Source organism: Streptomyces sp. SAT1 (assembly GCF_001654495.1).
Taxonomy (GTDB): Bacteria; Actinomycetota; Actinomycetes; order Streptomycetales; family Streptomycetaceae; genus Streptomyces; species Streptomyces andamanensis.
In genome coordinates, this window is the sequence record NZ_CP015849.1 from 6889381 (window position 1) to 6913490 (window position 24110).

A 24110-nucleotide genomic window follows, 5' to 3' on the forward strand; every position below is an offset into this window, starting at 1 on the left:
CAGCAACGATGCAGTACGTGAAGCTCGGTTCGACGGGTCTGGACGTGTCGCGGATCTGTCTGGGTTGCATGACCTACGGCGATCCCGAGCGCGGCACCCACGAGTGGACCCTCGGCGAGGAGGCGTCGCGCCCGCTGATCCGGCAGGCGCTGGAGGCCGGGATCACCTTCTTCGACACGGCCAACGTCTACTCCGACGGCACCAGCGAGGAGATCGTCGGCCGGGCGCTCAAGGACTTCGCGCGCCGCGAGGACATCGTGCTCGCCACCAAGGTGCACGGCAGGATGCGGCCGGGGCCCAACGGCGCCGGACTGTCCCGCAAGGCGATCATGACCGAGATCGACCACAGCCTGCGCCGCCTCGGCACCGACTACGTCGACCTCTACCAGATCCACCGCTGGGACCCGCACACGCCCGTCGAGGAGACGATGGAGGCGCTGCACGACCTGGTCAAGGCGGGCAAGGTGCGCTACATCGGGGCGAGCTCGATGTACGCCTGGCAGTTCTCCAAGGCCCAGTACACCGCGCAGGCGCACGGCTGGACCCGCTTCGTCTCCATGCAGAACCACTACAACCTCCTGTACCGGGAGGAGGAGCGCGAGATGCTGCCGCTCTGCGCCGACCAGGGCGTCGGCGTCCTTCCCTGGAGTCCGCTCGCCCGGGGCCGCCTCACCCGGGACTGGGGCACCGGCACCGGACGCAGCGCCACCGACGCCTTCGGCAGCACCCTCTACCAGGAGGGCGACCGGGCCGTCGTCGAGGCGGTCACCCGCATCGCGCAGGAGCGCGGGGTGCCGCGCGCCCAGGTGGCCCTCGCCTGGCTGCTGCACCAGGACACGGTGACGGCGCCGATCGTCGGCGCGTCCCGGCCGGGGCACCTGGAGGACGCGGTGGCCGCCGTCGGCCTCGAACTGAGCGACAAGGAGACCGAGGAGCTGACGCGGCCCTACACCCCGCACGAGGTCAGCGGCCACTGACGCCCGACGGCTCCCGGGGCTACGGCGGCTCCTACGGCCGTGGCGGCTTCGGCGGATCCGGCGGCTCCGGCGGGGGAGGGGCTTCGGGGGGAGACCCCGGGTGGTGCGGCGGTGGCGGGGGCGGCAGCGTCGTGAGGTCCGGGGCCGCCTCCGGCCACACCAGCAGCACCGGGCACGGGGCGTGGTCGACGGCGAACCGCACCGCCGGACCCAGGCTGTGCGGGCCGAGCCGGGCGCGGTCCCCGTCGCGGGCCAGCACCAGCAGATCGGCGTCCTCGGCGGCGGCCACCACCTCGCGCTCCACCCGTCCGGCGCGCTCGGTCCGGGTGCACGGCCGCCCCAGCCGGGCCGCCGCCGCGTCGAGCAGTCCCGCCGCCGACGCGTCGCCGAGCCGCGTCAGCCGTTCGCCCGGGTCCCGCTCGCGGTGGCCCCGGCCCAGCAGCCCGGCGAACGCCCCGTGCGCCACACCGGGCACGTCGGCCCCGCTGACATGCAGCAGCACCACCTCCGCCGTGTCGGGCGCATGGGCCCGCACGGCGTCCACACAGGCGGGCCAGGTGCCCTCCACCAGCCAGGCGACCATTCGCATACGCCGATCTCCCTCAGCCGTTCCCCGGTCTCACAGCACCAGCAGCGCTCCCCACAGTGCCACCACCGCGGGCACCAGCGCCGCGGGCACGGCCAGCGCCCCGAGCCGGGTGAACTCCTTCAGATCCACCCCGTGGTCGTGCTGGTGCACGATCCGCCGCCACAGCAGGGTCGCCAGCGAACCGGCGTACGTCAGGTTGGGGCCGATGTTGACGCCGAGCAGCACGGCGAGGACGGCGCCGGGACCGGCCGGGGCGGTCAGCGGCAGCAGGACCAGCACCGCCGGGAGGTTGTTGATCAGGTTCGCCAGGACGGCGGCGAGCGCGGCGGTGCCGAGCAGCGCGAGCAGCCCCGTGCCGCCGGGCAGCAGGTGCCCCAGCGCGTCGGCGAGCCCGTTGTCGACCACCGCGCGGACCACGACGCCGAGGGCCAGCACGAACGCCAGGAACGCCGGGGCGGCGGCCCGCACCACGCTCACCGCGGTCGCCTCGCGCCGCGCCAGCGCGCGCCCGGCCAGCACCAGCGCGCCCGCCAGCGCCGCCCACGCCGGGGCGACGCCGAACGCGGACGTCACCACGAAACCTGCCAGCGTGCAGGCCACCGTGACCAGCGCGAACACCGGGAAAGCGGGCGCGTCGCCCGGGTCCGGGGCGGGCGCCGACGCCGCCAGGTCACGGGCGAAGAACCGGCGGAAGACGACGTACTCGGCGCCGATGGCCGCCAGCCAGGGCAGCGCCATCAGCGCGGCGAACCGGGTGAAGCTCAGCCCGCTCGCCGCGAACGCCAGCAGATTCGTCAGATTGGACACCGGCAGCAGCAGCGACGCCGTGTTGGACAGATGTGTGCAGGCGTAGACATGCGGCTTGGGCCGCATCCCCGTGCGCGCGGCGGTGGCGAAGACGACCGGGGTCAGCAGCACGATCGTGGCGTCCAGGCTGAGTACGGCCGTGATCGCCGAGGCCAGCGCGAACACCGCCGTCAGCAGCCGCACCGGGCGGCCGCCCGCCCGGCGGGCCATCCACGCCCCGCAGGCCCGGAACAGGCCCTCGACGTCGCAGAAGTGGGCGAGGACCAGCACCGCGGCCAGGAACCCGACGACCGGCCCCAGCCGCTCGGCCTCGGCGCGGGCGTGGTCGAGCGGAATCGCCCCGGTGGCGACGGCCACCCCGGCGGCGGGGACCGCCACGGCCGCCTCGGGCCAGCCGAAGGGCCGTACGACGGCGCAGGCCAGGACGGCGACGAGCAGGACGACGGACAGGGTCTCCGCCAGCGGGGTGTTCAGGACTCGGTCCTCCGGACGCGATCAACGGTGCTCGCACATCAAAGCAAACAGCCGTGGCCGTGCCGCGCGGGCGTGCGAGCCGCCGGTCGTGTCAGGGCGCGGTGCCGGGGCTGAGCACGGTCAGGAACACCGAGGAGGAGTTGCCGCCCACCGGGACCCGGCCCGCCGTCCACCGCACGGTGAGGTGGTCGCGCTCGTCGGGCGGGGTGACGATCAGCGAAGCGGGCGTCGCGGTCTTCGCGCCGCTCACCTCCGGGTTGGAGAACGTCAGGCCCGCCCAGGCGCTCTGGCCCGGCCGCAGCGTCACCGTCGTGGCGGAGCCGCCGTTGCGCTTGGGGTCCGGGCCGAGCTGCCGCCCGGAGGAGTCCACGAAGGCGGCGCCCGGGAAGCCGTGCACCGTGCAGGTGCGGCCGGAGCTGTTGGTGAGGACCACCGGGAAGTTCTCCTGCCCGGCGCCCGGGTCGTTGCGGCCCACCGTCGCCCTCAGCTCGGAGGTGTGGCAGCGGGTGCTGCGCGCCGCCGTGTCCGTCCCGCCGCCGCCGCTGCTGCTGCGGCCGGCCGCGGTGGTGCCGCTGGTCGCCGGGGCGGTGGGCCGCGTGGTGCCCTGGCCGGGCGCGGCGGTGGTGTCACCGGGCGGCGGGGCGCTCGTGGTGGGCGCGGTGCCGGTCGTGGTGCCGCCGGTCGCGGGTGCGGCGGGGCCCGGCACCTTCTGCGGTCCGGCCGAGGAGCCGTCGGCGTTGCCGCAGGCGGTCAGCAGGCCGAGGACGGCCACCGAACCCGCGAACAGGGCCCGGCGACGGGAAGGGGTCGTGTGCGCCATGTTCCACACTCCTGGAATTCGTCGCACGCGCTCGGGGCGTGCGTCCGGCGCCTCGTGCGCCGACATGAGGGTCCGATGCGCGGACCGGCCGGAAAGTTCGCGGTTCCCGCGGATTCCTCCCGGAGGGTTCTTCCCGCCGCCGGCCCGCACGGCGTTCACCCGTACGGGATCAGGTGACCCGCAGCGAGCGAAGTATGCGGTCCGTCGTGCCGTCGCCCTCGCGCCCGCGGATCTGCACATACACCTGCGGCCGTCCGGCGCCACCGGCCGGGACCAGCGCGGCCTCGGTGAGGGCGCCCGCGCCGGGGCAGCCGCCCCAGGTGCGCACCCGGCCCCGCCACCGCCCGTCGGAGTAGGCCCGGCCGCCCTCGTAGCGGCAGCCGGGATGGTCCGCGGCCGCCACCCGGGCACTCACGTCGCCCCGCTCGCTCAGCCCGACGAACACGCCGCTCACCTCGGTGCCCAGGTCCGGCCAGTCCACCAGGTCACCGGCGACCGCGAGCCCCGGCTCGTGCCCGGCGGGCAGCCCGAGCGACGCCGGGTCCCAGCCGGAGTCCCGCAGCTGCCGCCCCCAGTTCGTCGGCACCCGCACCTCCACCCGCCCGGTCGCGTCCGCCACCCGCACCTCGGAGGGCCCGTCGCCCCGCAACGTCAGCGCCAGCGCCACGCCCGCCCCGGCGACCGCCGCCAGCACCATGGCCGCCGTCAGCGCCACCGCCCTGCGCCGCCGCCGGACCGGGCGGCCCGCGTCGCCCGTGCCGCCCGCGCTGCCCGTACCGGCCGGACCCCCAGCGCGGTCGGCACCGGCCGTGTCACTTACGGCGCCCGCGTCGCCCGCGCTCGCCGTACCGCTCGTCGCGCCCGCGATCCCCGGCGCCCGCGCCGCGTCCGGTGCCGCTGCCGCGCCCCGGGAGCCCGGCGCGTTCTCCGTGCGCGCCGGACCCGCCGCGCCCACGGCCGGTGCTCCCGCCGGGCCCGCCGTGCCCGCCGCGGCCCGTGGCTCCGCCGCACCCGTCGGCCCGCCCGTGCCCGGCCGGGCGTGTCGCGGCTCCTCGGCGGCGTCGTCCGCCTCCGCCGTCCGCTCCAGTTCCCGGGCCAGTGCCTGGGCGGTGGGCCAGCGTTGCTCGCGGTCCGGGGCGAGGGCGCGGAGGAGGGTCCGGGAGACGGCGGGATCCAGGCCGGGGCGCAGGCGCTCGGGCGGCACGACGCGGCCCGGGGCGGCCGGTACGGTGCCCGTCAGCAGGCGGTAGCCGACCGCGCCCAGGCTGTAGACATCGGCCCGCGCGTCGATGCCCGCGCCCGGCTCGGCCTGCTCGGGCGGCCGGTAGCCGGCGGAGCCCGCGGCCAGGGTCAGGCCCGACGCCTCGGCCAGCGTCTTGGCCAGCCCCAGATCGGCGATCAGCACCCGCCGGGAGCCGTCGCGGGCCGTGCGCAGCAGCACATTGCTCGGCTTGACGTCCCGGTGCACGATGCCCGCCTCGTGCAGCGCGTGCGCGCCCCGCGCCGCCAGCGCGGTCAGCCGCAGCGCCTCGGGCACGGGCAGCGGCCCCGCGCCGAGCAGGTCGTCGAGCGTGCCGGCGTCGGCGTACTCCATGACGAAGTACGGCCTGCCGTCGGGCAGCTCCCCGATGTCGTGGACCTGCACCACCCGCGGCGAGCCCGCCTTGCGCAGCAGCCGTGCCTCGGACAGGAACCGCTCGCGCACATCCAGGCGGTGCGCCCAGTTCTCGGCGAGGACCTTGACGGCGACCGGCGCGTCCAGCTCGTCGTCGTGGGCCAGCCACACCGTGCCGAAGGCGCCGGTTCCCAGGCGCCGTTCGAGCCGGTAGCGGCCGATCCGTCCGACGGAGTGCATGGCACTATCATGCCTGCTGCGAGATCGACTCCGAGGAGGCCCGTCGTGCCGGATGCGGCGCCGACCGAAGAACACGCCCGGCGCGCCGCCGCGGGCGACCCGGCCGCTCTGGAGGAGCTGCTCCAGGAGATCCGCCCCGAGGTGCTGCGGCGCTGCGCGCGCTTCCTGCCCTGCCGCGAGGACGCGGAGGAGGCGGCGCAGGACGTCCTGCTCCAGGTCGCCCGGCGTATCACCACGTTCGAGGGCCGCAGCCGCTTCGGCACCTGGCTGTACACGGTGGTCGCCAACTGCTGCCGGCAGAAGTACCGCGAACTCAAGCGGCGCGCCGCCGAGCAGCCCGCCGCCCTGGAACCGGCCCAGCACGTCGACCCGCGCACCACCAGCGTCATCGCGGGCTCCCGGGTGGACCTCCTGGAGGCGCTGGAGCGGCTGGAGCGGGAGCATCCGCACCTGGTGGCGCCGCTGGTCTACCGGGACATCTGCCAGCTGGAGTACGCGGAGGCCGCCGAGCGGGCGGGGATCCCGCTGGGCACCCTGAAGTCGCGGCTGCACGAGGCACGCCGCCAGGTCAGACCCTGGCTGACCGACGCGTCCTGACACCGGGCGGGCCCGGGGCGTCACTCCTCGCCGAGCAGGCTCAGCTCCGCCCAGATGGTCTTGCCCTCGGTGGTGTGGCGGCTGCCCCAGCGCTGGGTGAGCTGGGCGACCAGCAGCAGCCCGCGGCCGCCCTCGTCCCAGGTCTTGGCCCGGCGCAGATGCGGGGCGGTGTTGCTGGTGTCGGAGACCTCGCAGATCAGATGGGTGTCGTCGTGGATCAGACGCAGCCTGATCGGCGGGGTGCCGTACCGGATGGCGTTGGTGACCAGCTCGCTCACCACCAGTTCGGCGGTGAACGCCACCAGGTCGAGGCCCCAGGTGCCGAGCTGGTCGACGACCTGCTTGCGGACCGGCGCGACCAGCGACGGGTCCGCCGGGATGTCCCAGGTGGCCACCTGGGAGGGCGGCAGGCCGCGGGTGCGGGCCAGCAGCAGCGCCACGTCGTCGGCCGGGCTGCCCGCAGGGAGCAGCGCGTGCAGGACGCGGTCGCAGGACTCCTCCAGGGACTCGCCCCCTTCGGCCAGCGTCTCGCGCAGCAACAGCTGGCCCGCCTCCACGTTCCGCTCGCGGCTGTCGACCAGCCCGTCGGTGTAGAACGCCAGCACACTGCCCTCGTCGAGGTCCAGCTCGGCCGACTCGAACGGCAGTCCGCCCAGGCCGAGCGGCGGGCCGGGCGGCAGGTCGATCCTGCGGGGCGGGCCGTCCGGCGGGACCAGCACCGGCGCGGGATGTCCCGCACGGGCCAGCGTGCAGCGCCGCGACACCGGGTCGTACACCGCGTACAGGCAGGTCGCGCCGACCTCGCCGGGGCGGCCGTCCGCCTCGTCGCCGGCCTCGGCGGACATCCGTGCCACCACGTCGTCGAGGTGGGTGAGCAGTTCGTCGGGCGCGAGGTCGATGTCCGCGAGGGTGCGCACCGCCGTGCGCAGCCGGCCCATGGTGGCCGAGGCGCCCACCCCGTGCCCGATGACGTCCCCGACGACCAGGGCGACCCGCATCCCGGACAGCGGGATCACGTCGAACCAGTCGCCGCCCACGCCCGCGCGGGCGGCCGGGAGGTAGCGGGAGGCCGCCGTGACGGCGGCGGTGCGCGCCAGGGTGCGCGGCAGCAGGCTGCGCTGGAGCGCGAGGGCGGTCTCGCGCTCGCGCGAGTAGCGGCGGGCGTTGTCGATGCAGACGGCGGCGCGGGCCGTGACCTCCTCGGCCAGCAGCACGTCGTCGGGCAGGAAGCGGGCGGGCTGCGCGAACCGGGTGAAGACGGCGACCCCGAGCGTCATCCCGCGCGCCTTGATCGGCACCGACATCGTGGAGTGGACGCCGAGCCGCCCCACCCGCAGGCTGCGCGCCGGGTTCCAGGCCAGCCACTTCGCCAGGTCGCCCGAGTTCTCGGAGACCACGATGGCGTGGCCCGACAGCAGGGAGGCGCCCTGCGGCGACGCCGCCGGGTACACCTCGGTCCCGCCGGGCGGCGTCACCGCCTCGGGGTCGCCGGGCGTCACCGACCGGTGGGCGACGCGCCGCAGCTCGGCGGGCACGCTCAGGGTGCCGATGGGCAGCTCGCCGCCGTGCTGGGGCGGATCCACCAGGTCGACGCTGACGAAGTCGGCGAGGGCGGGCACACAGACGTCGGCCAGCTCCTGCGCGGTGCGGGTGACGTCGAGGGTGGTGCCGATGCGCACGCTGGCCTCGTTGACCAGTTGCAGCCGTTCGCGGGCACGGTACTGCTCGGTGAAGTCGTGGGCGGCGACGCACACCCCGCGCACCCGGCCCGTGGCGTCGGTGATCGGGGACAGCCGGGCCATCCACGCGCTCGTCCGCCCGTCGCCGCCGACCGGCACGTAGGCGCGCACGTCGTGGGGGCGGCCGGTGTCCAGCACCTGGAGCATGCGCCGCTCGATGTCGGCGCTCTGCGGTCCGGCACCGATCTCGGAGTGGCGCAGGCCCCGCAGCCGGTCCCCGGAGACGCCGAGCACCGCCGCCATGGCGTCGTTGACGGCCCGCAGCCGCAGCCGGTCGTCGTAGAGCGCGACGGCGCACGGCGACTGGACGAGCCCGGCCGCCGACAGCGGATCGTCGTCCGGGTCCCCGGGCGCCGCGTCCTCCAGCGGGGTGACGGCGAGCCAGCCGCCGCCCTCCTGGGGGCGCCGCCGGTGCGCCAGCACCCAGACGGAGACGGTGTGCCCGTCGCGGTGACGCAGAGTGAGTACGCCCGACCAGCGGCCGCCGTCCGGCGGGGCGGCCGGAGCGCCGCCGGCCAGCAGGTCCGCGGCGGGCGCGGCCAGTACGTCGTCGGGCGCCCAGCCCAGCAGGCGGCGCGCGCCCTCGTTCCATTCGACGAGGATGCCGCGCTCGTCGACGACGGCCCGCGCCGTGGCGGCATCGTCGAACGGATAGACCGGACTCATCCTCGCCACTCCATCGCGCACACTCACAGTCATCAGGTGTGTCACTCGCGTTCCAGCGTAGTGCGTACCGGCCCGGCGCGGTCGGCCGCCCCCCGCCGGAGCGGCGTGGGCGGCGCACAGGTCCGGCGCCGGCCGCCGCCGCCCGGCCCGCGGTACCGCCGCAGACCTCTCTGACCAGGGGCTATTTACGCGTCAGTACCCGAGCGGTACCGTATGGCCCATGCCAGCGCTCAATGTGGAGTTCAGCGACCGCGAGCTAGAGGACCTGCGGCAGATCGCCAAGGAACGCGGTACGTCGATGAAGGCGCTCGTGCGCGAGGCGGCGGCGGCGGACATAGCCCGGCACCGCGCCCTCCAGGAGGGCGCCGAGGCGTTCCGCCGGTTCTTCGCGGGGCACGCCGACGAGTTCGCCGCCGCCTTCCCCGAGGACGAGCCGACCGGCAGGGACGAGGGACGGGCCGCCTGAGCGATGACCCCCGTCCTGCACATCGACGTGCCCTGGCTGCTCCAGCGCCACGAGGAAGTACTCCCGGACCAGCCCACGGTCAACGACTTCTCCGCCCTGGTGGCCGCCGTCGCCCGGCACCGCGTGGATCCGCCCCGCCTGGGTGTCGACTCCGACCCGGCCTGGCGGGCCGCGGCCCTGCTGCACACCCTCGCCCTGCTCAAGCCCCTGCCCTCGGCCAACGCCCGCTTCGCCTGCGCCACCGCCGTCGCCTACATGTACGTCAGCGGCGTCGGCATCGACCCGCCCTACGGCGCCCTCGTCGACCTCGCCCGCGACCTGATGTCCGGCAAGACCGACGTCTACGGCGCCGCCGACCGGCTGCGCTCCTGGGAGATCTGAGCGGCGGCGCCCCGCGCCCGCCCGCCGCTCACCGGGCGTCCTCCACCAGGTCGGCGGCGCTCACGGTGGCCGGTGCGGCGTGGCCCGACAGGGCGAGGGTGAGGTCGAACTCCGCCAGCACGCAGCGGATCACATGCTCCACGCCCGCCCGGCCGTCCAGACCGAGCCCGTAGACGTAGGGCCTGCCCAGCAGCACCGCCCGCGCGCCGAGCGCGAGCGCCTTGAAGACGTCGTCGCCGGTGCGTACGCCGCTGTCGAACAGCACGGAGAGCCGGTCGCCGACCGCCGCCGCCACCCCGGGCAGCGCGTCGGCGGCGGCGATCGCACCGGCCACCTGGCGTCCGCCGTGGTTGGACACCACCACCCCGTCCATCCCGGCGTCGGCGGCCGCTCGGGCGTCGTCCGGGTGCAGGACGCCCTTCAGGACGATCGGACCGTCCCAGTGCTCCCGCAGGAACGCCAGGTCCGGCCAGGTCTTTCCGGGGTCCGCGAACAGGTCGACGAAGCGCAGCACCGCCGCGTCCAGGTCCTCGTGCACCGGCTTGGCGAGGCCGGACAGGAAGGCCGGGTCGGTGAAGTAGTTCGCGGTGCCCACCCCGCGCAGGAACGGCAGATACGCCTGGTCGAGGTCGCGGGGGCGCCAGGCCAGCAGCGGGGTGTCCAGGGTGACGACGAGGACGCCGAAGCCGCACGCGCGGGCCCGCTCCAGGAAGCTCCGGGTCACCTCGCGGTCCTTGGCCCAGTACAGCTGGAACCAGCGCTCGGCGTCCCCCATCGCCTCCGCCACCTGCTCCATGGGGGTACTGGAGGCCGACGACAGCACGAACGGCACGCCCTGCGCGGCGGCGGCCAGCGCCGCCGCCGTCTCCGCCTCCGGATGCATGATCGACAGCACCCCGACCGGTGCCAGGGCCAGCGGCGCGGACAGGGTGCGCCCCAGCACCTCGGCCGACAGGTCACGCTCGTGCACGTCGCGCAGCATGCGCGGTACGATCCGCCGCCGGTCCAGGGCCGCCCGGTTGGCCCGCGCGGTACTGCCGTTGCCCGCGCTGCCCGCCACATAACCGACCGGACCCGGGCCGAGCCGCCGCTCGGTCAGTTCCTCCAGGCGGCTCATGTCGGTGGGCAGCCGGGGCACCTCGCCCGTCATGCCGCGCAGATAGATCTCGTACTGGAAGTCCGCCCGGTGCCCCGCCATCCGTACGCCGCCTCTCGTCGTCCGCCGCCTGCCGGCCGCCGCCCATACTGGCGGGCAGGGGCGGGGGCGTCCATGGTCCGGTGCCGCACACCAAGGCGCACGCGCCGGACGGCGGGGTACGGAGGCGGGGCGCGCGGATGGCCGGGAGGTGAACCGGAGGCGGAACCGGTCCGGACCAACCGGAATGTTTCAGGCCGATTGCCGAGCGCGCAGTTCAGGCCATCCGGCCGGATTCCGTGATCGTCGGGCCCATGGATGAGGGCCCGGCACGTGAAGATTCCGTGACTTCACGCCACTGATTCAACACGCAAGGTTACCGAAAGCAGTGGGTCCGATGTGAGTTTCCGCCGCGGACTCGGCAGACTCCCGCTCGCCGGGCCGGTGCCGACCGTGCCGGACCCGCCACCCGACGACACCTTGCGGAAGGAAGCACACAATGCGGAACACCGCGCGCTGGGCAGCCACCCTCGCTCTGACGGCCACCGCCGTCTGCGGACCTCTCGGCGGAGCCGCCCTGGCCGCTCCGTCCGGCGCCCCCGCCTCGCTCTACGCCCCCTCGGCCCTGGTGCTCACCGTGGGCCACGGCGACAGCGCCGCCACCGCGGCCCCGGAACGCGCCGTCACCCTCAGCTGCGCCCCCACCGCCTCCGGCACACACCCGGCACCGGCCGAGGCGTGCGCCGAACTGCGCGCCACCGGCGGCGACCTGGCGGCGCTGGCCGCCCGCGCGGACGCCGATGTGCTGTGCACCCGGGAGTACGCCCCCGTGACGGTCACCGCCGACGGCGTCTGGCAGGGCCTGCGGGTCTCCTTCCGGCACACCTATGCCAACGCGTGCGCGAAGAACGCCGCCCTGACGAGCGTCTTCGCCTTCTGAGACCGGGATCGCGCGGTCCCCGCGCAGCAGTGAGGGTCCCGTGACTGGGGAGTGCGGGCCCTGGCGCGGGGACCGGCGGCGATCCCGCCCCAGGGGCCGGCGGGCGGAGTGGGGCCTCCCGCCGGCTCCTGGCATCGCGGCGTGTCACCCGGGCACGTCCGGCACGGTACGGTCACGGCCTCCGACCGGCCCGCCGGACGGGCCCGGGGCGCGCCTGCGGTGACTCGTGTCGCACCACGGATAGCGGCGGCTGCGCCGACAGGTGCACAGCGCCACCCGGAACCGGTCGGAGGAGACCGTGGTCCCGTCCTCCAGTTCCACCTCCACGGGGCCGTCCAGCAGGACCGGGCCCTGCCGCCGCACGGTCACCCGGCACGGCGGAGCCTCGGGCCGCGGCGCGGGCCCGGCGCTGTCACAGGGGTCGTTCGGCACGGATGACCACCAGCTCTTCCCGTTCCTCGGCCGCGTCCAGCAGCCCGCTGGCCCGCAGCCACTCCTGCCGCGTCCGCAGCACCGGACCGAAACCGATCCAGCGCCTGCGCACCACGGCCGCCTTGCAGCCGCTCGCCCGCAGCAGGTCCAGGGTGCGGTCCGGATCGCTCAGCGCCGAGTGGACCAGCAGCAGCACGCCCGCGGGGCGCAGCAGCCCGGGGCCGTCCCGGCAGATCCGGTCCAGGACGAGCCGCCCGTCGTGCCCGCCGTCCCAGGCGCGTGACCTGCCGCGCGGGGCGTGCCGCGCTGGAGGAGCGGGGACGTAGGGCGGATTGGCGAGGACGAGGTCGAAGGACCGCCCGCGCACCGGCCCGAACAGGTTGCCGCGGTGGGCGCGCACCGGCAGCCCGTTCAGCCGGGCGTTGAGCCGGGTGGTCCACACCGCCCGGCGCGACACGTCGACCGCGCTCACCCGTGCGCCGCGCCGGGCGGCCGCCAGCGCCAGCTCACCGCTGCCCGTGCCCACGTCCAGGACCCGCGCCCCCGGCTCGAGTACCTCGTCGGACAGGGCCTCGGCCAGCAGCGCGGTGTCCTCCTGCGGGGCGTACACGCCCGGAAACACGAATCTGTTCACGCCCCGCGAGTACCCCGTCTCCCGCGTTCAGTGCCGTCCGCCCGCGAGGACCGGTGCGGCCGCCTCGATCGGGACGCGCAGCGCCGAGCGGCCCGCGCGCCAGTCGGTGAGGAGCCGGTCGCCGAGCCGGTCCTCCAGATGGCCGGTGGCGTCGATGCCGAAGGCGACATCGGCCGCCAGGTGCGGTTCCTCCGCCAGCAGCCCGGCGATCACCTCGTGGCGCACCACCTGCTCGTGCACCGCGTCCGCCTCGACGTGCTCGTCGTAGAAGAAGACGGCGGCGGGTCCGGCGCCGGTGCGCCGCAGCGCCTCGGCGAGCCGCCGGGAGCCGGGCGAGGAGGTGATCTCGACCGCGGCGAAATGCCCCACCAGCGCACCGCGCAGCGCGCGGTGCAGCCCGAACAGCGACATCAGGTTCACGGTGGCCAGCACCTCCGCCGTGCCCGCGTCCAGATAGCGGCCGTACGACGTGTCGAGGTCCAGGTCCCGCATCAGGTCGGCGAAGAGCCGGGCGTGCACGCGTTCGGCCCGGCCGCCCCCGTACTCGTCGAACTCCACCGCCGCCATCGCCGCCTTGGCCCGGCCCCACAGCCGGGGCAGCACCCAGGCGTGCGGGTCGGCCTCCTTCAGGTGGTACAGGGAGCGCAGGGCGGCGTACTCGCGCAACTGCCACAGCTCGCCCTCGTCCCGCAGATAGTGGGAGACGCCGGTGCCGTGCACCGGCTCGACCAGGAGGTCGTCGAGCGCGTCGTCGACACCGGCGTGGCAGGTCGCGTCGGTGCGCAGCGCGGTGAGGAAGCGCCGTTCCAGCGCGGCCCGCACGGTGAGGAGGGCCGGGTCCCACTCACGCTCGGCGGCGACACCGGCGAACGAGCGGTAGTGCAGCTCGTAGCAGAGGTAGAGGGCCAGGTGCAGATCGTCGCCGTACGGCGCCGTGGTGGCGGCGTCCTCGGCGCGGGGGAGCGGGCCGGTGCCGCGCAGGTACTCCCGCACGCCCGCGCTCAGCGGTCCGCGGGCGGGCGGCAGCTCGGGTCCTCGGTGATCGTCGTCCATGGCGCACGGGTACCCGGCAACCGCCCCGCCACCCCCGGCCCGGCCGGTCCCCGGGCCGCCGCGGCTCAGTCCGTCCCGGCGCCGTCCCCGGCGCCGTCGTCGTCCGCGGCCTCCTCCTGCGCCCGGGTGCTGGGGGTGACCGCCTCCCCGGCCTCGCCCCGGTGGCGCCGGTCGCGGCGCTCGCCCACATCCGTCTCGGCCTTCTCGAACTCGCGCAGCACCTCGCCGAGCGCCGTCTCCGGCCGCTGTCCGCCGTCCTTGTCCGGCATGACCGCCGCTCCTTCCGCTCTCGCTCTCTTCCATCACTCTTCCGTCCCGCTCCGTCTTCCCCGGACTTCCCGCCTCTCCCTCGTCTCTTTCCGGCACGTCCCCTCGTCCTCCTCGGCTTCGCGCCCCTCCACGGGCCGTCCGGTGACGTCAGCCCCTGGTGGTCGCCGGTGTCCGGGAGACGGCCGCCGCGGTCAGCCGCAGCGGTACGGGGTCCAGGGGCGCGGCGGGCTCCTCGCCGAGCCGGGACACCCGCTCCCACCAGGACGCCCCGGCCGCGCCCTCCTCGATCTGGCGCAGCAGCACCCCCTCCCGGATGGCCCAGGGGCAGAGGGTGAGCGACTTCAGGCCCATCAGCTTCATCGCCGTGTGCCCCACCACGGCGCCGGCCAGGCTCTGCGCGGCGCGCGGCGCCGAGATGCCGGGCAGCGCGGAGCGTTCGGCGGCGGGCAGGGCGGCCAGCCGGCCGACCGCGCGGCTCAGCGCCGCCCGCTCCAGCCGCCGTTCCACGAACGGACCGTGCCGTCCGGGCGCGGCCCCGCACAGCCGGCCCAGCTGCTGGAAGGTGCGCGAGGTCCCCACGGCGGTGCGCGGCCCCTCCCAGCGGATCCGGGCGGCCACGTCCCTCAGCTGGTGCCGCACATGGCGCCGCAGCTCCTTGAGCCGCTCCGGCGACGGCGGGTCCGCGTCCGCCAGGAACTCATGGGTCAGCCGCCCCGCGCCCAGCGGCAGCGAGGACGCGAAGTCGGGCAGCCGGCCGCGTCCGAAGGCCACCTCGAAGCCGCCCCCGCCGATGTCGAGCAGGGCCAGCGGCCCGCACCGCCAGCCCATCCAGCGCCGGGCGCCGAGAAACGTCAGCTCGGCCTCGACCTCCCCGGGCAGGGTGCACAGCGCGACGCCGGTGCGGGACCGGACGGCGCGCAGCACCTGGAGCCGGTTGGGCGCGGCGCGCACCACGGCGGTCGCGAAGGCGGGCGGGCCGGGTGCGCCCCACCGGGCCGCCGTGCGCCCTGCCTCCGCGACCGCCCTCACCAGGCGTTCCACCGCCTCCTGCGGGATGTCCTCCCCGGGCCGCACCTGCTCGGAGAGCCGCAGCCGCCACTTGGCGGTGTGCACCGGCAACGGTGCTCCGCCCACGGCGTCCGCGACCACCAGCCGGACGGTGTTCGACCCCACGTCCATCACGCTGATTCGCATGGGCCCGTGGCTACCCAGCGCGCTGATCGGCTACGCCTGTCATCGGCGTGAACGGCGGACGAACACAGGGAGAACGGCCGGTTTCGTCCGGGTTGCCTCCCGGTGGAGCGCAAGGGCCGCCGTCTCGTGGACGGCGGCCCCGGTTCGCGGTCGCGTACGGGTGCGACCGCGGCGGATCACATGTGCACGACCGGTTCCGCGTGCGTGTCCCGGCGCGGCACGCCGGGGCGGAAGAGCAGGAAAGCGATCACCGCGCCGGCGGCGAAGAGGCCGGCCGACCACCAGAAGGCGGTGGTGTAGCTCTCGATCGTGGCCTGGGCCCGGACGGCCGGGCTGGTCGCGTCGCGGCCGGAGAGATAGTCGGTGGCGGCGCTCGCGGCCAGCGTGTTCAGCAGCGCCGTACCGATCGAACCGCCCACCTGCTGCATGGCGTTGACCGTCGCCGAGGCGACACCGGCGTCCTCGGCGGCCACGTTGCCGGTGGCGAGCTGCATGGCGGGCGGCATGACCAGGCCGAGGCCGACACCGATCACCACGAGCTGCGGCAGCACCGCGCTCACGTAGTGCGAACCGGTGCCGATGCCGGTCAGCCAGGCCATGCCCGCGGTGGCGACGGCGAAGCCGAGCGGCAGCACCGTCTTCGGGCCGAGGCGGGGCACCAGCACGGTGGTGCCGAGCTGCGCGGTCACCATCAGCGCGCCGACCATCGGCAGGAACGCCGCACCGGTCCTGGTGGGGCTGAAGCCCAGGTTCAGCTGGAGGTAGTAGGTGAGGAAGAGGAACACGCCGAACATGCCGGCGCCGGTGATCAGCACGGTGAGGAACGAGGCGGCGCGGTCGCGGTCGAGCAGGATGCGCAGCGGCATCAGCGGATGCGCCGCCCGGGTCTGCCACCAGGCGAACGCCGCCAGCAGCACCCCGCCCGCCAGCAGGAAACCCCAGGTCAGCGGGGACCCCCAGGCGTGGGTCTCGGCGTTGGAGAAGCCGTAGACGAGGCTGAACAGACCGGAGGCGACCAGGACGGTGCCCGGTACGTCGAGCCTGGAGCCGGCGGCGTCGCGGTGGTGGCCGAGCAGGATCCAGCCGCCCGCGAAGGCCACGACCGCGATCACCACGTTGACGTACAGCGTCCAGCGCCAGTCCAGGGCGTCGGTGAGCAGACCGCCCAGGAGCAGGCCGACCGCGCCGCCGGCCCCGGCGATGGCGCCGTAGACGCTGAAGGCGCGGGCGCGTTCACGCAGGTCGGTGAAGGTGGTGTTGAGCAGGGAGAGGGCGGCGGGGGCGAGCAGCGCGCCGAAGGCGCCCTGGAGGGCGCGCGCGGTGACCAGCATGCCGAAGCCGCTCGCGGCGCCGCCCAGCGCGGAGGCCGCGGCGAAGCCGACGACGCCCACGAGGAAGGCGGTCCTGCGGCCGAACAGGTCGGCTGTGCGCCCGCCGAGCAGCAGCAGCGAGGCGAAGGCGAGCGCGTACGCCGTCACGATCCACTGCCGGTTCCCGTCGGAGAAGCCGAGGTCACGCTGGGCGGAGGGCAGGGCGATGTTCACGACGGTGGCGTCCAGCACCACCATCAGCTGGGCGACGGCGACGACCGCGAGGATCCACCACCGCCGGGGCGAGGCGCCGGGCGCGGTGTCGGCGGCGGTCGTCGGGGCGCCGTCGGTCAGGGTCTTGTCGGGCATGTCGGGAACCCATTTCCGGTGAGGTCGGGCGGGGCGTCGCAGCGCCGACCGGACAAAGGAAACGCAAACGAAACTGTTTCGTACACATCGAGCCTAGACGAGTGCGAGCGAAACGGCAACGTTTCGCTGGAGCAGGGGAGCAGGGGAGCAGGGGAGCAGGGGAGCAGGGGAGCAGGGGAGCAGGCCGGAGGAGCCGGAGGAGGCCGGAGGAGTGTGGGCGCCGGGCGCGGGGGACCGGACCGGCTCAGCCGTGCGGGCGGGCGCGCAGCAGGAGCACCGCCACGTCGTCGACCCGCTCCCGCGCCGCCGCGCTGTGCCGCAGCAGCAGATCGGCCAGGTCGCCCAGCGGCGCGTCACCCGCCTCGCCGAGCCGCCGGCCCAGCTCGGCGAGCGCGTCCTCGATGTCGGTGCCGGGCGATTCGACCAGGCCGTCGGTGTAGAGGACGAGCACCGAACCGGGCGGAAGCTCCACCCGCGTCGCCGGATACGCCGCCGCCGGGTCGATCCCCAGCAGCGGCCCCCCGGCCAGGTCCAGCACCCGCACCCGCCCGTCCGGCCTGCGCAGCAGCGGCGGCGGATGCCCGGCCCGGGACATCACGGCACAGCCTTCCTCCGGGTCGAGCCGCAGATACAGGCAGCTGGCGAACAGTTCGACGCCGAGGTCGATCAGCAGCCGGTTGGTGCTCGCCATGACGTCCCGCGGGTCCTGGCCGACCGTCGTGTACGCCCGCACCGCCGTGCGCAACTGGCCCATCAGCCCGGCGGCGGTCACGTTGTGCCCCTGCACGTCCCCGATCACGGCCGCGGCCCCCGGCCGGGTGGGCACCAGGTCGTAGAAGTCGCCGCCGATCTCCATCCCCTGGGTGGCCGGCAGATAGCGGGCGGCGGCGTCGAAGCCGGGCAGGCGCGGCAGCGTGTGGGGCAGCAGCGCCTGCTGGAGTCCGTGCGCCAGCCGGTGCTTGGCGTCGTACAGCCGGGCCCGTTCCAGCGCCTGCGCGATCAGGCTGCCCAGGCTCGTCAGGACGGCCCGCTCGTCCGCGGGGAAGGGGTGCGGTTCGGCGTAGGCGAGCACACAGGTGCCCACCGGGCGGCCGGACGCGATCAGCGGCAGGTACGCCCAGGCGGCGAAGCCGTCGCGGACCGCCTGGCGTACCGGGTACAGCCGTTCGAGCTGCTGCCGGGACTCGAAGAAGGCCGGAGCGCCGGTGGACAGCACCCGGGCGCTCGGGGTCGGCGCGGTGAGCGGGGTGCCGTGGAAGTCCTCGACGGCGCGGAGGTTGTCGTAGCCGCGGTGCCCGAGCACATGCAGCCGCCCCGCCTGGGAGCCGAGGATCATCAGCGCCCGGCTGCCCACGGCCGGCACGACCTCGTCCGCGACCAGCCGGACCACGTCCGCCACGCCGACCGCCTCGGTCAGCGCCCCGGCCAGGCCCAGCACCCGCGAGATGGTCACCAGACCGGCCGCGGGCACGTCCGCGCCGGGCCGGGGCGTGCCGCGCCCCGGTTCCGCGACCGGCCGGGCCCGGCTGATCCGCACGGTCAGCCCGGTGGTGCTCGGATACATCCGGAACGACAGCCAGTCGCCCGGCGGGCGCAGCGCCACGAACGACGTCACATGCTGACTGAGCAGGGCGGCCCGGTAGCGGTCCTCGTACATGGGGTCGTTCAGCCACGGCACCGACGCCCACAGCCGGGTGCCCAGCAGTTCGCCCGCGGGCAGGCCGAGCAGGTCGGCGGCGGCCGTGTTGGCGAAGGAGAGCCGGCCGTGCAGATCGAGCGAGACCAGCCCGTACGGCAGCCGGGCCGCCATGCGGACCGCCTCCGCCGAACCGATCGTGCCGGCCACGCCCCCGGTCGGCGGCGCGGCCAGCAGATCGGGTTCCGGCAGGACCGGCCGGTGTTCCGCCGCCGCCCGTTGCAGCCGCAGCGCCAGTCGGTCGCAGGCCGCCGTCAGATGGTCGCGCTCCCAGTCGGACAGCACCGGCGGATGCGCGTCCGGCCAGGTCACGAAGACGGCCCCGTACGCGGTGGCGCCCGCGGCCAGCGGCATCGCGGCCAGCGCGAAGGGGTAGGGCAGGACCACGGCGATCCGCGGATAGCGGCGGGCCATCTCCTCCTCGCCGCCCACCCAGATCAGCCGCCGCTCACGCACCGCCTGGGCCACCGGGATCGGCGCGCTCAGCCCGACCCGCTCCCAGGGCGCGGCGAAGGCCCGGGGCATGCCCGCCATGACGGCCATCTCCAGCACCGGCTGGTCGGGCGCCAGCAGATACACGGCACCCGAGTGCGCGTGCACCTCGTCCAGCAGGGCGGCGAGCGCGAGGGACAGCAGCGGACGGCCGAGCGGCCCGGTGGCGGCCGGGCGCTGTCCGGACGTCCACCCGTCCGACACGGCGACCACCTCCTCGCGGGCCGCGCCATGGCCCCGGCCCCCAGACTCTCTCCTGACGGCCCGGCCCGCACGGCGAGCGGAACGGAACGGCCGGCCGGGCCGGCACCGGGACGGCCGCGGACCCGGCGGGGCTCGTCGCCGGGGGACGGGGCGGCGCCGTCAGCGCGGCACGGCGCGGGGCGCGGACGGGTGGGAGCGGGCGGCCCCGTCGGCAGGGCGCGGGACGGGGGGGCGCCGCCGTACGGGGAGGGCGGGCGGGCGGCTGTCGGCGGGGCCCCGTCGCGGGCCCCGGCCGGGCGATGGGCCGGGCGTGCGTACCCAATGGGGAGCTGTCCATGCACCCCCGCTCGGGCGCGTGGCGGCGGACGACCGCCGTGCGTGCGCCCCCGCGCCTCCCGTTGGCCGATTCTCCGTACCTCCGCCCTGTCCGTCCGCCCAACAATTGGGCACGCGCACACCACCATCACAGAACCCGCGCAAAGCGAACCGAGGGGGCGGCAGTGATACGGATACTTCTGGTGCACGACGCGTGTCTGGTGCGATCGGTCATGGCGGAGTGGCTGCGCCGGGAGCCCGGCCTGGGGGTGTACGACACGCCGTGGCGCGGCGCGCCAGGACTGGTGCGGTCGGTGCGGCCGGACGTGTGCGCCGCCGACCTCGACCACACCAGGGCCCGCGAACCCGTGCCGCTGGGCGAGCTCTGTCCGCGCGAGCCGGGCCACCGCCCGCCCCGCTTACTGGTGCTGACCACGGCGGACCGCCCCGGACTGCTGCGCCAGGCCATCGAGGCGGGCGCGCTCGGCTACGTCGACAAGAAGGGCTCACCGGAACGGCTGGTGAGAGGCATCCGGCGGGTCGCCGCGGGGGAACGTTTCGTCGACGAGTCGCTGGGCCTGGGCTTCCTCAAGGCCGCCGAGATGCCGCTGACCCAGCGCGAGCTGAGCGTGCTGTCACTGGCCGCCGAGGGCGCGTCCGTCGCCGAGATCGCCGGCAGCCTGCACCTGTCCCACGGGACCGTGCGCAACTACATGGCGGCCATCACCCGCAAGACCGGGGCGCGCAACCGGATCGACGCCATCCGCATCTCCCAGGGGGAGGGCTGGCTGTGAACCGGACACGGCCCAGCCGCCGGTGAGCTCGCGGTAGAGCCGGGAACCGCGCAGCAGCTCCTCGTGCGTCCCGTACGCCGTGTCCCGGCCGTCCATCACCAGGACGCGGTCCGCGCGGCGCGCCGAGCTGAGCCGGTGGGCCACCACCACCAGAGTGCCGCCCGCCCGGACGGCGAAGGCCCGCTCCGCGCGGGCCTCGGCGTCCGGGTCCAGGTGGCAGGTCGCCTCGTCGAGCAGGGCGAGCGGGGCGGCCGACAGATACGCCCGGGTCAGCGCGATCAGCTGGCGCTCCCCGGCCGACAGCGCCACGGGGTCGACCCGGGCGCCGGGCCCGCCGAGGCGGCGCAGGAGCGGAGCGAGGCCCACCGCTTCCGCCGCGGCCAGCAGTTCCTCCTCCGGCACCGGGTCGGGGCGCAGCTGGCAGAGGTTCTCCGCGAGGGTGCCGCTGTGCACGTACGCCTCCTGCGGGATCAGCACCCGGTGCTCCGCCGCGCCGGGCCGCCCGACCGGCCGCCCGCACACGCTGATCTCCCCGGCGGCCGGTGCCAGCAGCCCGGCCACCAGCGAGGTGAGTGTCGACTTGCCGATACCGCTGGGCCCGACGACCGCCAGATGACCGCCCCGCGGGACGACGAGGTCGAGGTCGCGGACCACGGGCTCGCTGTGCGGGCCGTAGGCGAAGGTCACCCCGGTCAGGGCGAGGGCGGGCGCGGGCCGCGCCCCGGCGGGAGGGACGGTGACGGGGGCGTGCGCCGGGGCGTGTTCCGCCCGGTCCGGGCCGTACGGGGTGCCGTCGGCCGGAGCGAGGCGGCGCAGCACCACCGTCAGCCGGGCGCCGCCCGCGCCCAGGCCGTGGATGAGGTTCTGGAGGGCGGGCAGCAAGGACTGGGTGACATAGGCGAGGGCGCCCACCAGCGCGCCCGGCGAGACGTCGTGGGACAGCAGCCAGGGGGCGGTGACCAGGAGCAGGACGAGCGGCAGATGGCCGCCCACCGCGAGCGCCGCCACCCGCACGACCCCCCACCGGGCGAGCGCGCCCGCCGCCCGCCGCTCGGCGTCGACGCGTTCCGCGAGCGCCGCCGCGACCGGCGCCTCGGCGCCGAAGGCCGTCACGTCGCGCAGCCCCGGGCACACCGCGCCCAGCCGCTCCGCCAGGGCCTCGTCCGCCTTGAGGTACGCCTCCTGGCGCCGGGCGAGCGGGCGCAGGGTCGCCGCGAACAGGACGATCGCGGCGACCAGCGGCGGGGCGACCACCAGCGCGAGCAGCGGCGCCAGCGAGCACAGGCCGATGAGCGCACCGGCGGCGGCGACCACGAACGACCGGGAGACCAGCACAAGACCGGCGAAGGTGTCCCGCGCGATCTCCACCTGCTGGGTCAGCCCGGACAGCGCCCCGTCGTCCGCCTCGCGCACCCCGCGGGCGACGACCCGCTCCACCAGGTGGTCCCGCAGCGGCTCGACCAGCGCGGCGACCGACCGGTAGACCCGCCCGGTGCCGTACGCGCCGAGGACGACCCCGGCCCCGGCCACCGCCAGCCAGCCGAGCCCGGTCCCGGCCCGGCCGGCGAGGAACCCCGAGTCCAGGGCGCGCGCCAGCGCGAAACCGAGCAGGAACGTCTGCCCCGTCTCCAGCACCGACCACGCGCCCAGCCGGGCCAGCGTTCCCCACCGCCCGCGCAGCAGCCCGAGCCCCCACCGGACCCGTCCCCGGAGGCCGCCGCGCGCGCCGCCGGTTGCCGCGCCGCCGGACGTCGCGCCGGGGGCGTGCGACGGCGGGCCTGCGGCCTCGGCGGGCGCGTCGGCGCGTACCGGCACGCCGGGCGTGTCCGCCGGGCCGCCCCGGCGCTCGTACGGCGTGTCGGCGGTGCCGGTGTCCGCGCCGTCCGGCGCGCCGCGCCGGAACGCGGCCCCGTGGAAGCGCTTGCCGCTCACGACCGGTGCCCCCCGGCCGCTTCGACGGCGCCGTCGGCCGGACTCCCCGGTTCCCCGGCCGGACTCCCGCCCTCCGTTACGGACCGTTCCTTTTCGGCCACTCCGAGGACCCCGTCCGGGGCGCCGTCCCCGCCGAAGACCCGCCGGTAGCCCGCGTGCCGCCACAGCTCCGCGTGCGGGCCCACGGCGCGTACGCGGCCGTCGTCCAGCCAGGCGACGGCGTCCGCGCGGGCCGCCGTCGCGGCGCGGTGGGCGACGACGAGGCGGGTGGTGGAGGTGCCGCCCCGGGTGAGGGCGTGGGCGATGCGGTGCTCGGTGACGGTGTCGAGGCTGGACAGGGCGTCGTCGAGGACGAGCAGCCGGCCCCCGTGCGCGAAAGCGCGGGCGAGCCCGAGCCGCTGCGACTCGCCGCCCGAACGGGGCGCGTCGGCGAGCCGCGTCGCGTACCCCTCGGGCAGACGGCGCACGAAGTCGTCCGCGCAGGCGGTGCGGGCCGCCCGCCGGATCAGGCCGGGGGCGGGCGCGACGGGACCGAGCCCGATCGCGTCCTCGACGGTGGTCCCGATCAGCACCGGCCGTTCGAAGGCGTGCCCGATGGCGCCGCGCAGCTCCGCATGGCTCAGTTCGCGCAGCGGCACCCCGTCCAGCAGCACGTCCCCGGCGTCCGGGTCGCACAGGCGTCCGGCGACCGCGGCGAGCAGGGACTTGCCGGAGCCGGACCGGCCGACCACGGCGAGGGTCGTGCCGCCGGGCACCGTGAGGTCCACGCCGTCCAGGACGGCGCGGTTGCCGCGCCGCGCGGTGACCCCGCGCAGCTCCAGGCGTCCGGGCCCGTCGGGCAGCGGGCGGTGTCCGTGGGCCGGGGCGGGCTCGGCCAGCACCTCGGCCAGGCGCCCGGCCGCCGCCCGCGCCCGTACCAGCGCCGAGAGCTGTCCGACCAGCACCCCGATGCCGCCGGCCAGGACCGCGTACCGCGAGGCGGCCAGCACGTCGCCCACGGACAGCCGGTGCCGGGCGAGCAGCCAGCCGGCCACGGCGACCACGGCCAGGTGCAGCAGCGGGGCCACGGCGACCGCCCGCGCGGCGGCCCGGCCCTGCGCGTGCCACATGGCGTGCCCGGCCCGGGACAGCTCGGGCAGCGGGCGCAGGATCCGTGCCGTCTCCCGGTCGGCGGTGCCGGCCGCCCGGATGGTGCGGGCGCCGCCGACGGCCTCGGCCAGCGCCGCCGCCAGCCGCCCCTGGATCTCCTGGTAGCGGGCCACGCACGCCGACGCGTCCCGGGCGAAGGCCCGCAGCAGCAGCGCGAGCAGCGGCGCCCCGGCCAGGAACGCGACCGCCAGCCACACGTCGAGCAGGCCGAGGGCGACGACGGCGCCGACCGGTCCGGCCACCGCCGCGACCGTCGCGGCCAGCGAGGCGGGCGCGGTACCGGCCTGGGCGGCGCTGCCCACCAGCCGGGCGGTGAGTTCCCCGGAACCGAAACGGGCGCCGGCCCGGGGGCCGAGCGCCAGGACGTGCCGGGTCAGCCGCAGCCGCAGCCACGCGGTGGCGCGGGCGGAGGTGGTGCCGTCGAGCACGGTCTCGGCCATGTCCAGGGCGGTGAGCAGCGCCAGCAGGCCGATGGAGTATCCGACCCAGCGCCCGGCGGGGGCGCGGGTCAGCAGCAGATCGAGGGTGCGGCCCAGCACCGCGGGCAGCAGCAGCCCGGCGCCGGTCGCCGCCGTGCTCACCAGGACCAGGGCGCCGCAGCGCACCGCGCCGTGCCGCACGGCGCCGCGCAGCACCGCGGGAGCGGTCGCCGCCGACGGGCCTGCGGCGCGGTCAGCGGGGCCCGCCGCCGGGGCGGGCGTCGTCGTACGGCTGCTGCCTGGCATCCGCGGCATCCTCCTGGCCTCCTCGCGCGCGACGGGCCCCGGAGGGCCCGCCCCCGTGAGGGGAGCGGGCCGCCCGGAGCCATGGGTCGTACGGT

General features: G+C 76.2%; 20 protein-coding genes and 1 pseudogene. 6 read left to right on the forward strand and 15 right to left on the reverse strand.

Features of this window, described 5'->3' with window-relative positions:
• Positions 1 to 8: 8 nt before the first annotated feature.
• Positions 9 to 977 carry an aldo/keto reductase gene (locus A8713_RS29380; protein WP_018570009.1) on the forward strand — a complete coding sequence of 323 codons (969 nt, stop codon included), beginning with the start codon at positions 9 to 11 and terminating at the stop codon, positions 975 to 977.
• A 31-nt stretch (positions 978 to 1008) separates the two neighbouring features.
• Here the strand turns inward: A8713_RS29380 and A8713_RS29385 are convergent, their stop codons facing one another.
• From A8713_RS29385 to A8713_RS34675, 4 genes are all read right to left on the reverse strand, one after another.
• On the reverse strand, positions 1009 to 1566 hold the full coding sequence (locus tag A8713_RS29385) for a universal stress protein (protein WP_064536764.1): 558 nt from the start codon (positions 1564 to 1566) through the stop codon (positions 1009 to 1011).
• A gap of 30 nt (positions 1567 to 1596) precedes the next feature.
• A complete protein-coding gene (locus A8713_RS29390) occupies positions 1597 to 2847 on the reverse strand; it encodes an SLC13 family permease (RefSeq protein WP_107440731.1) in 1251 nt (416 codons plus the stop codon).
• A gap of 91 nt (positions 2848 to 2938) precedes the next feature.
• Entirely contained in the window at positions 2939 to 3667 is a 729-nt protein-coding gene (locus A8713_RS29395) for a DUF4232 domain-containing protein (protein ID WP_064536766.1), read from the reverse strand.
• Positions 3668 to 3836: 169 nt separating this feature from the next.
• A complete protein-coding gene (locus A8713_RS34675; protein WP_079159179.1) occupies positions 3837 to 5522 on the reverse strand; it encodes a serine/threonine-protein kinase in 1686 nt (561 codons plus the stop codon).
• A gap of 45 nt (positions 5523 to 5567) precedes the next feature.
• On the opposite strand from A8713_RS34675, the gene A8713_RS29405 reads away from it, so the two are divergent.
• The gene (locus A8713_RS29405; protein ID WP_064536767.1) at positions 5568 to 6119 is read left to right on the forward strand and encodes an RNA polymerase sigma factor; all 552 of its coding nucleotides are present in this window, start codon (positions 5568 to 5570) and stop codon (positions 6117 to 6119) included.
• 20 nt (positions 6120 to 6139) lie between these two features.
• On the opposite strand, the gene A8713_RS29410 is transcribed toward A8713_RS29405, so the two are convergent.
• Positions 6140 to 8524, reverse strand: coding sequence for a SpoIIE family protein phosphatase (locus A8713_RS29410; protein ID WP_064536768.1), 2385 nt, complete (start codon positions 8522 to 8524; stop codon positions 6140 to 6142).
• A gap of 220 nt (positions 8525 to 8744) precedes the next feature.
• On the opposite strand from A8713_RS29410, the gene A8713_RS29415 reads away from it, so the two are divergent.
• The gene (locus tag A8713_RS29415) at positions 8745 to 8990 is read left to right on the forward strand and encodes a hypothetical protein (RefSeq protein WP_064536769.1); all 246 of its coding nucleotides are present in this window, start codon (positions 8745 to 8747) and stop codon (positions 8988 to 8990) included.
• Between the two features lie 3 nt (positions 8991 to 8993).
• Positions 8994 to 9371, forward strand: coding sequence for a hypothetical protein (locus A8713_RS29420; RefSeq protein WP_018570001.1), 378 nt, complete (start codon positions 8994 to 8996; stop codon positions 9369 to 9371).
• 28 nt (positions 9372 to 9399) lie between these two features.
• On the opposite strand, the gene A8713_RS29425 is transcribed toward A8713_RS29420, so the two are convergent.
• Entirely contained in the window at positions 9400 to 10569 is a 1170-nt protein-coding gene (locus A8713_RS29425; RefSeq protein ID WP_064536770.1) for a lactate 2-monooxygenase, read from the reverse strand.
• A gap of 436 nt (positions 10570 to 11005) precedes the next feature.
• Here A8713_RS29425 and A8713_RS29430 point away from each other — a divergent pair, with 436 nt between their 5' ends.
• The gene (locus A8713_RS29430; protein WP_064536771.1) at positions 11006 to 11446 is read left to right on the forward strand and encodes a subtilase-type protease inhibitor; all 441 of its coding nucleotides are present in this window, start codon (positions 11006 to 11008) and stop codon (positions 11444 to 11446) included.
• A gap of 144 nt (positions 11447 to 11590) precedes the next feature.
• Here the strand turns inward: A8713_RS29430 and A8713_RS29435 are convergent, their stop codons facing one another.
• From A8713_RS29435 to A8713_RS29465, 7 genes are all read right to left on the reverse strand, one after another.
• Positions 11591 to 11878 (reverse strand): CDGSH iron-sulfur domain-containing protein, encoded by a 288-nt coding sequence (locus A8713_RS29435; protein ID WP_064536772.1) that lies wholly within the window; start codon positions 11876 to 11878, stop codon positions 11591 to 11593.
• Positions 11859 to 12488 carry a HemK2/MTQ2 family protein methyltransferase gene (locus A8713_RS29440; RefSeq protein ID WP_064537791.1) on the reverse strand — a complete coding sequence of 210 codons (630 nt, stop codon included), beginning with the start codon at positions 12486 to 12488 and terminating at the stop codon, positions 11859 to 11861. Before A8713_RS29440 ends, A8713_RS29435 begins: the two co-directional genes overlap by 20 nt.
• 51 nt (positions 12489 to 12539) lie before the next feature.
• Positions 12540 to 13565, reverse strand: a complete 1026-nt coding sequence (locus tag A8713_RS29445; protein ID WP_064536773.1) for an iron-containing redox enzyme family protein — start codon at positions 13563 to 13565, stop codon at positions 12540 to 12542.
• Between the two features lie 65 nt (positions 13566 to 13630).
• The gene (locus A8713_RS29450) at positions 13631 to 13834 is read right to left on the reverse strand and encodes a hypothetical protein (RefSeq protein ID WP_064536774.1); all 204 of its coding nucleotides are present in this window, start codon (positions 13832 to 13834) and stop codon (positions 13631 to 13633) included.
• Positions 13835 to 13982: 148 nt separating this feature from the next.
• Positions 13983 to 15029, reverse strand: a complete 1047-nt coding sequence (locus A8713_RS29455; protein ID WP_064536775.1) for a Ppx/GppA phosphatase family protein — start codon at positions 15027 to 15029, stop codon at positions 13983 to 13985.
• Between the two features lie 176 nt (positions 15030 to 15205).
• Positions 15206 to 16708, reverse strand: a complete 1503-nt coding sequence (locus A8713_RS29460; protein WP_064536776.1) for an MFS transporter — start codon at positions 16706 to 16708, stop codon at positions 15206 to 15208.
• A gap of 244 nt (positions 16709 to 16952) precedes the next feature.
• Positions 16953 to 19109: a SpoIIE family protein phosphatase gene (locus A8713_RS29465; RefSeq protein WP_064536777.1), complete on the reverse strand. Its 2157-nt coding sequence runs from the start codon at positions 19107 to 19109 to the stop codon at positions 16953 to 16955.
• A gap of 539 nt (positions 19110 to 19648) precedes the next feature.
• Between A8713_RS29465 and A8713_RS33680 the strand changes: the two are divergent.
• Positions 19649 to 20125 (forward strand): annotated as a pseudogene (locus A8713_RS33680) (LuxR C-terminal-related transcriptional regulator); the annotation flags it as partial.
• Here the strand turns inward: A8713_RS33680 and A8713_RS34840 are convergent.
• Together A8713_RS34840 and A8713_RS29475 are read right to left on the reverse strand one after the other, a co-directional pair.
• Positions 20051 to 22141, reverse strand: coding sequence for an ABC transporter ATP-binding protein (locus A8713_RS34840; RefSeq protein WP_079159180.1), 2091 nt, complete (start codon positions 22139 to 22141; stop codon positions 20051 to 20053). The pseudogene A8713_RS33680 and the gene A8713_RS34840 sit on opposite strands and share 75 nt — an antisense overlap.
• Positions 22138 to 24015, reverse strand: a complete 1878-nt coding sequence (locus A8713_RS29475; RefSeq protein WP_064537792.1) for an ABC transporter ATP-binding protein — start codon at positions 24013 to 24015, stop codon at positions 22138 to 22140. The genes A8713_RS34840 and A8713_RS29475 overlap by 4 nt, the downstream gene beginning before the upstream one ends.
• Positions 24016 to 24110: the final 95 nt, after the last annotated feature.